We start from the raw sequence: 13,843 nt of genomic DNA, 5'->3' as shown, positions 1-13,843 counted from the left end.
TGATTATCTAATGTTTTTTCGTACCGTGTTACGTTGACGTCAACAGTTATCTGTTGCGTAAATCGCATTTTTACCCCTAGAAAACTTCATATTAACGAATCTTGATGCAGTATTTTATCGAGCGTTAATATTTGCCTATAAATAATCCATTTTAGGGGTTGACAAGCGCGGGTAAAAAAAGCAATTCTGTTTATCAAGAAATTAACATGGATTAGCCCAAACACATGCATAGCCTAGGTTTCGTAGTAACTACCATTATTACAACCACCACTACAACAACAGTGGGGGCGGGCTGATACACCTTAAAGAATTTTAACGATGAGCCCGCTTCCCACAAAGAAGCGGGCTTTTTTGTTTCTAGCTCTTATTTCTAAGTCGGGCGCGGTACAGGAGAACAAGATGAAAGTAATGAAATTTGGTGGTACCTCGCTTGCAAATTGGCAGCGATTCTCGATGGCGGCGGATATCGTTGCTAAGTCATCTAAGCTTGAACCCATAGCCACTGTGCTATCGGCCCCGGCGACTGTGACAAATGCGTTACTAGAAATGGTTGATGTAGCAGTCAAAGGTGAAGATTATTCGCCTGTGCTGCAGCATGTTGAGCGGGTATTTACCTCGCTATACCAAGATGCTGTTACTTCAATGTTGTCGAGTGAGCAGAGTGAACAGCTCTTTTCTGGACTTAATGCGCAGCTGGTAATTTGGCAGGATAGATTACGTGGCATTAGCTTACTGCAAGAGTGTCCTGATGGCATACGTGCTGAAATCGTGGTGGCAGGTGAGCGTTTATCTGCAGCCTTGATGGAACAAGTGATGCTATCTAAGGGGATCACGTCTGCTCAACTCGATCCTCGCGTCTTGTTTCTGGGTCGTGGTCGGCCGTTAGAATCCGTGGTCGATATCGCTGTGAGTAAGCCAAGGTTTCGTGCGTTGGCATTAGGTGAAAAGCGCGTATGGGTAATGCCGGGATTCACCGCCGCCGATGAACAGGGCAAAGTGGTGACGTTAGGCCGTAATGGTTCTGACTATTCTGCTGCCGTGCTCGCCGCCTGTTTAGATGCTTCGAGCTGTGAAATCTGGACCGATGTTGACGGTGTTTATAATACCGATCCCCGTGTGGTTGCAGATGCTAAGCTGTTATCACAACTCAGCTATCAAGAGGCGATGGAACTCTCCTATTTTGGCGCTAAGGTGCTGCATCCTAAGACGATTGCGCCTATCGCCCAGTTCCATATTCCCTGTTATATCAAAAACAGTTTTAACCCCGATGCGCCCGGCACTCTGGTATCAAACCAAGCCGATGAAACCGGCTTGCAGGTTAAAGCTATCTCCAACTTAGATAACCAGACCATGTTCGATATTTCAGGCCCTGGCATGAAAGGCATGGTTGGCATGGCGAGCCGTACTCTCGCGGCGATTTCCCGCAGCGGCGTGTCAGTGTCTTTAATCACCCAAAGCTCCTCTGAATACAGTATTAGTTTCTGTGTGGCGACGTCTGACTCGGCCAAAGTGAAATGGGCCTTAGAGCAAGAGTTTGAATTAGAAATAAAAAGCGACTTGCTTGAACCTATCGCTATGCGTCATGAGCTGGCAATTGTGTCATTGATTGGTGATGGTATGCGCACCCACAAAGGCGTGGCAGCGCGTTTCTTCCAAGCGTTAGCGCAGGCGAGCGTGAACATTATCGCCATTGCCCAAGGATCATCCGAGCGGTCGATTTCGACTGTGATCGAGCAGCGTAAGACTAAGCATGCGGTGGCGGCTTGTCATCAAGGCTTTTTCGATGTGCAGCAGTATTTAGATGTGTTTTTAGTGGGTTGCGGCAATGTAGGGGCAGGCCTGCTCGAGCAGATAAAACAACAGTCTGCCATGCTCAAAGAGCAGCACATCAGTATCCGTGTTTGCGGCATAGTGAATTCGAACAAGATGTTACTCGACAGCGCAGGCATCGATTTAAGCAACTGGTCTAGCTTGCTTGCCGATAGCCAGCAAGCTTGTGATATCCCAGCATTACTCGCATGGGCAAAAGAGCAACAATTGCTTAATCCAGTGCTGGTGGATTGCACCTCGAGCGAGCAAGTATCGGATCTGTATTTGGATGTGATGAACTCAGGTTTGCATGTTGTCACGCCGAACAAAAAGTCGAACACTCGCGATTATGCTTATTATCAAGCACTGCGCCAAACGGCATTAAAACAGCGTCGCCAATTCTTATACGAAACCACAGTAGGTGCGGGTTTACCTGTGATCGATAACCTGAAAAAACTGTTATTTGCGGGTGACAAACTGCATAAGTTTAACGGTATTTTATCGGGCTCTTTATCCTTTATCTTCGGCATGCTCGATGAAGGCATGACACTTTCTGAAGCAACTGGTCTTGCGCGGGAAAAATGTTTTACTGAGCCTGATCCCCGTGATGATTTGAGCGGTATGGATGTGGCGCGTAAAGTGCTCATTCTTGCCCGTGAAGTGGGACTAAAGTTAGAGCTCAGTGATGTGCAGGTTGAATCTGTATTGCCAGCCGAGTTTGATGATTCAGGTGATGTTGAAAGCTTTATGGCACGATTACCGCAAGTTGATGCTGCAATTGCCGCAAAAGTGGCGCAGGCCAAAGCCCAAGGTAAAGTGCTGCGTTATGTTGGGCAAATTGAGGATGGTGTGTGCCGTGTGCGTATCGCCGAAGTCGATGCAAATGATCCGCTTTATAGCGTTAAAGGTGGCGAAAATGCCTTGGCGTTCTATAGCCGTTATTATCAGCCCATTCCCTTTGTGCTACGCGGCTATGGCGCAGGGACTGAAGTGACCGCCGCCGGTGCCTTTGCCGATGTATTAAGAACTTTGAATTGGACTCGTGAGGTGAGTGTATGAGTTTGACCGTTTACGCTCCAGCCTCTATGGGTAACGTGGGAGTCGGATTTGATTTACTGGGCGCCGCTTTGGCGCCGATTGATGGCAGTTTACTCGGCGACAGAGTGACTATCGCGGCGGCAGAGTCGGGTGTGAGTCTGGCGCAGACTGGTGCTTGGGCCCATAAACTGCCTGAAAATCCGCAAGATAATATAGTGTACCAATGTGCCGAATTCTTCTTAACCGCCCTGAGTAAGGAGTATTTAGAAGCGCTTGGTAAAGCAGATGAAGGCGTAGCGCTGACACTGGAAAAGAACCTACCCGTTGGCAGTGGTTTAGGTTCGAGTGCAAGTTCAGTCGTGGCGGCGTTATATGCCTTAAATGAACATTTTGATAGACCCTATAACGAGCAAGCCCTGCTGGAACTGATGGGCGAGTTTGAAGGTAAGATCAGCGGCAGTGTGCACTATGACAACGTCGCCCCTTGTTATTTGGGCGGCATGCAATTGATGCTCAATGTGCCAGGCACTGTATGCGAAGCGATACCCAGCTTTAAAGAATGGTATTGGGTTGTGGCCTATCCAGGAATTTCACTTTCAACGGCAATGATGCGCAAACTCATGCCAGATCAATATGATAAAAGTGTCACTATCGATTTTGGCCGTTATTTAAGCGCCTTTGTTCATGCGTCTTACCAGCAGAATGCCAAGCTTGCGATCAGCGTATTAAAGGATGTGTTAGCCGAGCCCTATCGCGCCGCCGCGATCCCGGGTTACGACAAGGCCAGAGCCGCTTTAGCCGATTTAGGCATGTTGACGACGGGGATTTCGGGCAGCGGCCCAACGCTGTTTTCGATTACCGATGATTTAGCCACGGCAAATACCGCTAAAGCCTGGTTAGAGGCGCATTATCTCACCGAGGTGGGTGGCTTTGCCCACGTGTGTCGCCTCGATGAGCAAGGTACGCGTAGAGTCGATTAATAGTTAATTTAGCTAAGACTAAGTACCCCAAATTAGCATTTAAGGTTTAGCATCAAAAGGTTGAGTGAGCATGGAACTATATAATTTAAAACACCCTTCGCAGAAAGTGAGCTTTAAAGAGGCGGTACAGCTGGGGTTAGGTAAAGACAGAGGTTTGTTCTTTCCTAGTCAAATACCCGTATTAGACGATATAGAAGGGCTGCTGGCGTTACCATTCGTTGAGCGCAGTAAAAAAGTACTCGGCGCATGGCTTGCCTCTGAGTTAGGCCAAGATGCGGTCGATGAATTAGTTGAGCGTGCCTTTAACTTCGATTTACCTTTGGTTGCCGTCGATGAGCAGCGTGCCTGCCTCGAATTGTTCCACGGTCCAACACTGGCGTTTAAAGATTTTGGGGCGCGTTTTATGGCGCAATGTGTCAATGCCTTTGTGGGTGACACGCGTTTAACCATTTTGACTGCGACCTCGGGCGACACTGGCGCAGCGGTTGCCGATGCCTTCTATGGGCTTGAGAAAGTCAATGTGGTGGTGCTCTATCCCAAGGGTAAGATCAGTGATCTGCAGGAAAAGATGTTCACTACGTTGGGCAAAAATATCCATACAGTTGCCGTCTCGTCCGATTTCGATGCCTGCCAAGATCTGGTTAAGCGCGCCTTTGATGATCCCGAAGTCCGCGATGGGCTGAGCTTAAACTCGGCAAATTCTATCAACATCAGCCGGTTACTCGCGCAAATTTGCTATTACTTTGAAGCGGTTGCCCAGTCTAAACAACGGCATGAAGCCGATCCTGTGATTTCAGTGCCAAGTGGTAACTTTGGCAACCTCACCGCAGGTTTATTCGCTAAAGCGATGGGATTACCGGTTAAACGCTTTATTGCCGCGACCAATGCCAACGATACTGTGCCGCGTTATTTAGACAATGGCCAATGGCAGCCCAATCCGACTCAAGCGACTATGTCCAATGCCATGGATGTGAGTGAGCCCAGCAACTGGCCGCGTGTGGAAGCCATTTGTGAGAAATTAGGCTGGCCACTGAGTAGCTTAGTGGGTATTCGCTTATCGGAGGAACAAACGTCAAAGGCGCTGGCCGAGTTACACGCTCAAGGTTATGTGTCTGAGCCCCACGCGGCGATTGCGGCTAAGGCCTTATCTTTAACTTTAGTGCCCGATGAAGTGGGCATATTCTTGGGGACGGCGCATCCCGCTAAATTTAAGGATGTTGTGGATAGAGAATTAACGCTTAACTTACCCTTGCCGCCTGAGCTTGAAGCTGTTGCGAGTAAGCCCATCTTATCCGCGGAATTAGCGGCAGATTTTGCTGCATTAAAAGTGCATTTATTCAAAATATTAGCTTAAGGGCTTTAGCCCTACTGATGTCTGCCTAGCAGTGGAATAACATGGCGTAAAAGCAGGAAGGGAGCTTGGCTCCCTTTTTTTACAAGTGTGAGTTTTATGGTGGGGAATCGATGAGCTTGTGTTACCAGTGAACATAAAACAACCCTTAGTTAACTACATGATATTTAATTAATATTTGTAACTTTCTGTATTATCCTTGGTTTCTTATATGTGACATTGTTCACAATTTTATCGGTTGCAATTAGTTATGTTCACCCGCGTGTTTAATCTGTGGGTTAATTGATTTGTCTAAATTTTTTCTGTTAAGTACATGTTTTTGCGTTTTAATATCTGGATGTGCGACCAAGCAGCATGAACTATATCGTCGCATTAACGTGGCCTACGATTTTGAAGTCACCCACTGCGATAGTTTTGCTTTAGTCACTGGGGTGAGCCGCCATGAAAACCGGCTTGATGAAGCTAAAGAGTCCGCCACGGCTCAGGGTGAGGAATTGGGGGGGACACACATAGTTTGGTTACAAGTCGATATGGGGGATCCCACTAAAGTTGTTGCTATTATTTATAAGTGTCTGATTTAAATGTATAAAACTTTATTTTATCTCCTGCGTTCAGGCTTAGCCTTTATCGCAGCATAGTGAGTCGTTTAGATCTCACTCTTGGCTGTTGTGCTTTTTTGTTATAATTCCTCGCCCTTTTTTAGGCTAATTACTGTGATCTCGCCGGTGTTTATGGCGCACTATCTAAGTGACAACTACGCTTACTGAGGTAGAACCCCCTCGCGGAAGTCTGACGCTGAATCGTTATACTTCATCTTAATCAAGAGAGGATCGTCAACTTAAGAGGCAAGTAACTTAGCCTATGCCATGGTTTAAATACGTTCCTGTCTTATTGCTGCTTTTTTTAGTCTTGCCCGCTGTAAGTGCGTCGCAGGTCAATAGTCCTTTACCTTGTAAGAACACGATTAAAGTCGGTTACAACGATTGGCCTCCCTATGCTTGGCAAGATCCTCAAGGAGAAGCACAAGGCTTAGATGTGGATCTGATGCGGGCATTTGCCGTGTATCTTGGTTGTGAAGTTCATTTTATTAATGTGCCCGCTAAGCGCTCGCATCAGATGTTGCGAGCAGGGCAGTTAGATGTGTTGATGGGAGCGACTACGACGGATGAACGTCAAAACTATGCTCTTTTTTCAACCTATTACCGGGATGAAGAGCTGCGCTTATTTGTACTCGATGAGCAAAAAGATCAGATTAATATCGATAAATGGGAGGACATTTTTACCCAAAAATTGCGTCTACTTGTCCCTTCTAGCGGTTGGTATGGTGCAGATTATCAAGAATCTCAATATCGATTAGAGCAGGAGCACTTGTTAGTATTAAGTCCAGACTCAGATAAGTCTGTGCAAATGCTTATCTACGGTAGAGGAGATATGATAGTCGGAGATACCTTAGCTATGCCCTATATCGCCAGCCAGCATCAACGCATCAAGCTAGTGCCACTTAAGTTAGTGTTAGATCAAAACCATATTCATTTAATGTTCAGCAAAGCGAGTATGACGCCAAGCCAGTTAGAGCAGTTTAATCATGCTATTAAGGCCTTGATGGATAACGGTGAAATTGCACGAGTGATCAATAAATGGCAACAAATGACACTGGCGAAACAGTCTAATATGAGCCGCCTAAACAGTCCGCTAAAGACGCTGTATGTCAGCCCTTAACATTAGCCCTTCACGTTAGCCACTCATGTCCGACTCTGGTATATTTTTATCCTAGTGCAATATGGTAACGCTATGATCTTTGATGTTTTCCTCTAATGAATCCTGTCTTTTATTCAGTTGTTCCTCCGCGATTTAAGATGTGACACATTTGCTAAAACTTCTCTGACTCGAAGTTACTGAACTCTCTATCAAATTCTGCTAGCTTGTTGGGCTCAATTGTCATGCTTTGGACTTGATTGTGGTTTTTTACAAAAGCCCATGGCAAGAATTTCTTCGCTAAATCTGCTAGCAAAATCTCGTAGTAAAGAGTCTATTGCTAAAAATAACAATAGGATAGAGGTCATACATGAAACTTCGCCATTCTGTCGCCTGCTGCATGCTTGCCCTTGGCACATTAACAGCGTTCCAAACCATCGCTGCCGATGCGGTGAGCAATCAAGGGTATTACCGTGCGCCAGCGTTGCACGATCAAACCTTAGTCTTTACTGCAGAAGGGGATTTATGGACTCAGACCTTAGGTCAAAAAGCGGCGACTCGCTTAACGAGTTTACCTGCGGAAGAGCTAGGGGCGACTATTTCGGCCGACGGTAAGTGGGTTGCTTATGTTGCCAACTATGAAGGCGCGAGCGAAGTGTATGTGATCCCCATTACGGGCGGTGTGGCTAAACGGGTGAGTTTTGAGAATAGCCGTGTACGAGTTCAGGGCTGGACTGCCAAAGGCGAGATTTTATATTCTACCGACACGGGCTTTGGTCCTGCTAATAATTGGATGCTGCGCAGCGTCGATCCTCAAACCCTCACCACCACAGATTTACCCTTAGCCGATGCAGTTGAAGGTGTGATTGATGATCGCAACGAATACGTGTACTTCACCCGCTTTGGTCTGCAAGTGACTGGCGATAATGCCAAAGTGTACCGTGGCGGCGCAAAAGGTGAATTATGGCGCTTTAAACTCGGCAGCAAAACCGAAGCACAGTTGCTCAGCGGCCAACACGACGGCTCAGTGCGCCAACCTATGCTATGGCAGGACAGACTCTATTTTATTAGCGACAGCGATGGCAACGACAACCTCTGGTCGAGTGCGTTCGATGGTTCAGATGCAAAACAGTTAACTCAATTTAAAGATTGGCAGGTCCGCGGTGCGCGGATGGACCAAGGCAAAGTGGTATTCCAGTTGGGTGCGGATATCCATGTGTTTGATATTGCGGCCGCTAAAGACTCGTTACTCAATATTGAACTCATTTCCGATTTTGCCGAGCGCCGCGAGCATTGGGTAAAAGATCCTATGGATTACGCTTCTTCAACTAATTTGGCCCCCGCTGGCGATAAAGTAGTGATCACCGCCCGCAGCCACGTGGCGATCGCGGGTATTGATGGCTCGCGTTTAGTTCAAGTTGCACTGCCGGGAACTTATCGCGTAAGGGAAGCTGTGTTGAGCCAAGATGGCAAGTCGGTTTATGCGATTAGCGACATGACAGGTCAGCAGGAAATTTGGCAATTCCCTGCTGATGGCAGCAGTGGCGCTAAACAGTTAACCAAAGACAGTCATACTTTAAGAATGAGTCTTAATTTGTCCAGTGACGGTCGATTTATCGCCCATGACGATAACGATGGTAACGTTTGGCTGCTCGACTTAAAGAAAAATACCAATCAAAAAATCATCACTAACGGCGAGGGACTTGGGCCTTACGCCGATATCCGCTGGTCCGGTGACAGCCGTTTTATTGCATTAACTAAGTCGGAAATCGGTAAACAACGTCCGCAAATCGTTCTGTATTCTGTGGATGAAAATAAGGCCGAGACGCTCACCAGCGACAAATACGAGTCCTATTCGCCAACCTTTAGCAGTGACGGCCAGTGGCTATATTTCCTGTCAAACCGCCAATTCAGCGCAACACCAAGTTCACCTTGGGGCGATAGAAACATGGGCCCTGTGTTTGATAAACGCAGCCAAATTTTTGCCATCGCACTGGTCAAAAATGCCAAATTCCCCTTTAGTAAACCCAATGAACTCGAATCTAATCAAGTTGAAAAAACCGATGCTAAGGATAAACCGAATCCAGTAAAAATCGATTGGGCAGGGATCTCTCAGCGTTTATGGCAAGTGCCTGTCGATTCAGGAAATTACAGTAAGCTGCGCGTCGTCGATGATAGACTTTATTTGTTAGATCAAGCTATTGGCGACGATGTCGCACCTAATTTAATGACCATCAAATTTGACCGATTAAGCCCCAAAGCCGAGGTTTTTGCCGAGGACATTGGCCAATATGAGGTTTCTGCCGATGGTAAAAAGCTGATGCTACGTAAGCACAGTAATGAAAAATCACTCCTGATTGTTGATGGCGGTGATAAATTAGGCGATACGGATAATGCCAAAGTGCAAACGGAACAATGGCAGCTAGCGATTTCTCCGCAGCTTGAATGGCAGCAAATGTTTGAAGATGCGTGGTTGATGCACCGAGAATCTTTCTTCGACAAGAAGATGCGCGGCCTCGATTGGCAAGCCACTAAGGCTAAGTATCAGCCTTTGCTCGACCGCCTGACCGATCGTAACGAACTGAATGACATCTTCATGCAAATGATGGGCGAGTTAGATTCTTTGCACTCACAGGTGCGCGGTGGTGATTTACCTCAAGATCCCGATGCGGCTAAAGCGGCAAGCCTTGGCGCGCGCCTACAACAAACTGCAGATGGCGTTAAAATCGCGCACATTTACAGTAACGATCCTGAGTTACCGGCTAATGCTTCACCGTTAAATCGTATCGAAGTCGATGCTAAAGAAGGCGATATGCTGTTGGCTATTAATGGCACGCCAGTGGTGAATGTGGCCGACGTCACGCGTCTTCTGCGCAATCAACAGGATAAGCAAGTATTACTACAGCTTAAGCGTGGTAGCCAAACCCATAAAACCATCGTCATGCCCGTTAGCGCTGTGGTGGACAGTCAATTACGTTACTTAGATTGGGTGAGCCATAACGCGGCTGTGGTCGAGGATGCAAGTCAGGGCAAGATGGGTTATTTGCACTTATATGCCATGGGCGGTGGTGATATTGAAAGTTTCGCCCGTGAGTTTTATGCCAACTACGATAAAGAGGGTTTGATTATCGATGTTCGCCGTAACCGCGGTGGCAATATTGACAGTTGGATTATCGAGAAGTTACTACGCCGCGCTTGGGCGTTTTGGCAACCGACCCACGGCACGCCAAACACCAATATGCAACAAACCTTCCGCGGTCATTTAGTGGTGTTAACCGATGAACTGACCTATTCCGACGGCGAAACCTTCTCCGCAGGGATTAAAGCACTCGGTATTGCGCCCTTAATTGGTAAGCAAACGGCAGGTGCGGGTGTGTGGTTATCTGGGCGAAATGCGTTGACCGATAAAGGGATGGCGCGGGTGGCCGAGTATCCACAGTATGCAATGGATGGCCGCTGGGTGCTTGAAGGCCATGGCGTAACGCCGGATATTGAAGTCGATAACTTACCTTTTGCTACCTTTAATGGAAAAGATGCGCAGCTTGAAACTGCAATAAGTTATTTAAAGGATGAGTTGGTTAAACAGCCAATCCCAGCCTTAAAAGTGCAACCTTTGCCTGTAAAAGGTATGGCACAGGATATTAAAGCTAAGTAATTGATATTTAAATTCAGTATTTAACCGAAATTTAAGGTATCTCGGCTAGCATGTCCGCGTACAAAGTTAGGGTGTTGTCTCTTGGTTCCCGAGACAACACCCATTTTTATGCCCATTCATTAATACTTCTATTCCCATTTTTACTTGTTTCTGCATAGGTCTGCATAGTGTTCACTTGCTGTTGTTGGGCAAGGTGATTAACTGTCATTGCTCTCGCATCTTCGTTATGGCTTAGATAATAGGCCGTTGGCGCTGAAATCCCTTGGCTCGTTCCTGTCGCTAAATTGGTCATGTCGGCGATCACTTGATACTTCATCTTCGCGTGTTTCAATTCGACTAAGGTTTCTATGTTATCCCTCAGTGCTGGCATTTCTGCTGGTTTTTGCGCATTTGCCGGCAATTGTTTTGCATCGCTAGAAAGCGTTACTGTATCAGTTGATGCTGGTGCGCTGGTTTGAACTGGATTTTTAACCTGTGCAAATTCAGCAGTAGAGACATTTTTTTGTGGGCTGACAGACGGGGAATTTCGCAGTGGTTGAATGTGCATCTTTTAACTCCAACAGATGATACCAAGCTAAGATTGGCTTATATCGTACTGTTTAAAAGCTGGACCTGAGCTGAATAATGGTGAAAAGTTGGACTCTGTGGATGATTAGGTGGCGCGGATAATTCGGTGATAGCAATGATTCAGACTGGTATTGAGTTACGGTGCGGCAATAAAAAAGCCCGCTTAGGAAAACCATCAGCGGGCCATAAAGATCTGCTCAAATCCTAAAACTTGATTTGAATATCTGTTGCTAAACTATTAGCGATAAAGCAATTTGCATGTGCTTTCTCGTGAATTTTCTCAAGAGTTTCTTGGCTGACTTCGACCCCTTCAGCGAAAATGACCTTAGGATTGAGCACCATCTTTGTCACTGCCAATTTGCCCGCCTCGTTTTTACCCAGCTCTGCAGTGGCATTATCCACATAGGAGGTTACAGGTAAGCGCTTAAGATGCGCAATTGCTAGAAAGGTCAACATATGGCATGAGGATAATGCAGCCAACAGGCTTTCCTCTGGATTGACATTTTGCCCATTGCCTTTGTATTCCGGTGCCGACGAGGCTTGAATCGTCTGGCCGCTGCCAAAGGTAATACTGTGGTCTCGACAAAATTCGCCTTCTTCGGCGGGCGAGGTTTGCCAGTTAACCGTTAAGTTAAAGCCCATTATTTTCTCCTATCTGAAGGACATCAGGGCACTATAGCCTAGCGGTGCTCACTTAGCCATGATCGCCATGCTAGTGTTAGCTGGACATTAGATCCCTGCACTCAGTAATAGAGTGCCAGTGAGCACGCTGCCAGTGACGATTCCTATCGGTAAATGGCGTGGGCTGTAGCTTAACGTTAGGATGACCAGCATTGCCGCGAGGGAAATTATTCCCATAAACAAAATGCTCCCGTAGGCCCAGCCCTGATCGCTCGCGCAGGCACTTAAGCTAAATGCTAGTAGTAACCAAGCAAACAAGGTTAGCAAACGACTTTGCCATTGTGCTGGTGGACGATTGAACACATCCTTGAAGTGACCAAATTTAGCTAAGGCAAACAGGGCGAGGGAAAGATAACTCAAACCTAAGATCCCAAGTAGGGGAATAAATTCTGGCATCATGATTTGGCTTCCTCCAATGAAGATGACGAACTAAGGTCGCTGGCAAGGGATGTTTGGGATTCGCTTCTACGTGCATTTTTTGCTTTTGCTGGGCGTTTAGCGGGGGCCTTAGCAATCAAAGTCACTCTTTTACTGGCAAATAGCATAGCGCCACCAAGTAGCACTGCGAGCACGTCAAATCCGACTAAAGCCCATTGATGGGATTGGATATTGTCGATGATATTGCTTGGTGATGTGAAGGCATTGAGCACAGGCAGCGCACAGCACAAAATCCCTGTGAGTCGTAATGCGGTTTGCCACTGGCGACGTGAACGACCCAAGAAAGCCCAAACTCCCATTGCCGCTAACGCGATAAAGAAACTGTGAACTTCCCATTCAGAGCGGCTTGCAAAACTTGTCGATAAGAGACGATTGGCGTAAAAGAAGGCTACAGTGCCTAAGGGTAATCCTAAGATAAACATGAAGTTTAACCCTTCAACTAAACGTAATCCAAAGCTTGGTTTCTCGCCTTTATCGATCAATTTTTGCTGTTTTTGACGTAGACGAATGGCCCACATCAAAGTGCCTGTCGCGATCATAGCGCAGCCTAATAAACCGCAGAAAAAGAATAAAAATCTTAGCAGCGGTGCGGCAAAACGTGCCGTGTGCAGCGACATCATAGTATCGTAAGTCGCGGATGCTCCAGAGGCTTCGTGCGGGCTGGCATATTTAAGCTCACCATTTACCCCGTTGAATATCAAAATATTGGCTTCATCGGTCACATCTTTACCTGTGTTTTGGTAAAAGGTCACTTGGCTATTTTGATCTTTAGGGTATGACACTATCACTTGCTTAATTGGCGCATCGCCCCATGCGGCTTTCACTTGAGGTAGTAATTGGCTCAGTTGCACCTGTGGCGCACTAATTCCCGCGGCTTTCTCGGTTTGTCTGGCGGGATTAAGTTCTTTTAAAAAAGCTTGGTTATCACCCGAATAGGCGGTATTAACCGTCCATGGGATATAGATAAGCATTAGGGTAATAAGCCCTGTATAAGTGATCATCAAATGGTAGGGCAGGGCGATGACAGAGCTCACATTGTGCGCGTCTAGCCAAGAGCGAGCGCCTTTATCCCGTCTAAAACTGAACAAATCTTTGAAGATCCGTTTGTGGATCACTATGCCACTGATAAGGGCGATCAGCATAAACATAGTGCAAACGCCGACGATATAGCGGGCTGTAATAGCGGACATATAGTGCAAGTCAAAGTGCAGACGATAGAAGAAATCACCGCCGCGACTCTCACGCACTTCAGAGATCATGCCGCTGCCATCTGCTAAGGCTACATGTTCTTCAGTCTTGCCACGACGCTGACCTTTTTCTGGTGGCAGTTGCCAGCTAACGCTTTGAAAGGGGGTTCGTTCAGTTGGAAAACCTATCATCCAGCGCTGCGCTGTTGCCGGCGAATGCGCTTCTATGTAACTTTGCCCTTTATCTAATTGGTTTTCGAGGGTATCGGCTCGGTAGTCTTGATAAACCCCTTTGTGTAATTCGGGTTCATTCCAAAGGCTGATCTCATGGCGAAAATAGCTCAAGCTACCCGCAAAAAAGATCAACAATAATACCCAACATACCAGCAAGCCTGCCCAGGTATGTAGCCAAGATAAAGTTCTAAAAAATGTCTCTTTCATC

The 13,843-nt window shown here is 46.8% G+C and carries 10 protein-coding genes; 6 read left to right on the top strand and 4 right to left on the bottom strand.

The window, feature by feature from the left end; genetic code table 11:
- The first annotated feature begins 399 nt into the window (after positions 1 to 399).
- The 6 genes from thrA (at position 400) to RA178_RS15995 (ending at position 10,528) form a co-directional block, all read left to right on the top strand.
- Complete coding sequence (gene thrA / locus RA178_RS16020; protein WP_306682755.1) at positions 400 to 2,868, top strand: bifunctional aspartate kinase/homoserine dehydrogenase I; 2,469 nt, start codon at positions 400 to 402, stop codon at positions 2,866 to 2,868.
- Positions 2,865 to 3,827, top strand: coding sequence for a homoserine kinase (gene thrB / locus RA178_RS16015; protein WP_306682754.1), 963 nt, complete (start codon positions 2,865 to 2,867; stop codon positions 3,825 to 3,827). Before thrA ends, thrB begins: the two co-directional genes overlap by 4 nt.
- 70 nt (positions 3,828 to 3,897) lie before the next feature.
- Complete coding sequence (gene thrC, locus RA178_RS16010; protein ID WP_306682753.1) at positions 3,898 to 5,181, top strand: threonine synthase; 1,284 nt, start codon at positions 3,898 to 3,900, stop codon at positions 5,179 to 5,181.
- A 284-nt stretch (positions 5,182 to 5,465) separates the two neighbouring features.
- On the top strand, positions 5,466 to 5,759 hold the full coding sequence (locus RA178_RS16005) for a discoidin/SUN/FTP domain-containing protein (protein ID WP_028760793.1): 294 nt from the start codon (positions 5,466 to 5,468) through the stop codon (positions 5,757 to 5,759).
- 280 nt (positions 5,760 to 6,039) lie between these two features.
- Entirely contained in the window at positions 6,040 to 6,897 is an 858-nt protein-coding gene (locus RA178_RS16000) for a substrate-binding periplasmic protein (RefSeq protein ID WP_263200231.1), read from the top strand.
- A 346-nt stretch (positions 6,898 to 7,243) separates the two neighbouring features.
- Entirely contained in the window at positions 7,244 to 10,528 is a 3,285-nt protein-coding gene (locus RA178_RS15995; RefSeq protein WP_306682752.1) for a S41 family peptidase, read from the top strand.
- A gap of 106 nt (positions 10,529 to 10,634) precedes the next feature.
- Here RA178_RS15995 and RA178_RS15990 read toward each other — a convergent pair whose 3' ends face one another.
- The 4 genes from RA178_RS15990 to RA178_RS15975 form a co-directional block, all read right to left on the bottom strand.
- Complete coding sequence (locus tag RA178_RS15990) at positions 10,635 to 11,075, bottom strand: flagellar biosynthesis anti-sigma factor FlgM (RefSeq protein ID WP_306682751.1); 441 nt, start codon at positions 11,073 to 11,075, stop codon at positions 10,635 to 10,637.
- 224 nt (positions 11,076 to 11,299) lie between these two features.
- Entirely contained in the window at positions 11,300 to 11,737 is a 438-nt protein-coding gene (locus RA178_RS15985) for an OsmC family protein (RefSeq protein WP_028760789.1), read from the bottom strand.
- Between the two features lie 87 nt (positions 11,738 to 11,824).
- Positions 11,825 to 12,175: a DUF3325 domain-containing protein gene (locus tag RA178_RS15980; RefSeq protein WP_113940646.1), complete on the bottom strand. Its 351-nt coding sequence runs from the start codon at positions 12,173 to 12,175 to the stop codon at positions 11,825 to 11,827.
- The gene (locus RA178_RS15975) at positions 12,172 to 13,842 is read right to left on the bottom strand and encodes a PepSY-associated TM helix domain-containing protein (RefSeq protein ID WP_263203328.1); all 1,671 of its coding nucleotides are present in this window, start codon (positions 13,840 to 13,842) and stop codon (positions 12,172 to 12,174) included. Before RA178_RS15975 ends, RA178_RS15980 begins: the two co-directional genes overlap by 4 nt.
- Position 13,843: the final 1 nt, after the last annotated feature.

This window comes from Shewanella oncorhynchi (genome assembly GCF_030848765.1).
Classification (GTDB): Bacteria; Pseudomonadota; Gammaproteobacteria; order Enterobacterales; family Shewanellaceae; genus Shewanella; species Shewanella oncorhynchi.
This window is presented reverse-complemented; position numbering and strand designations above follow the sequence as displayed.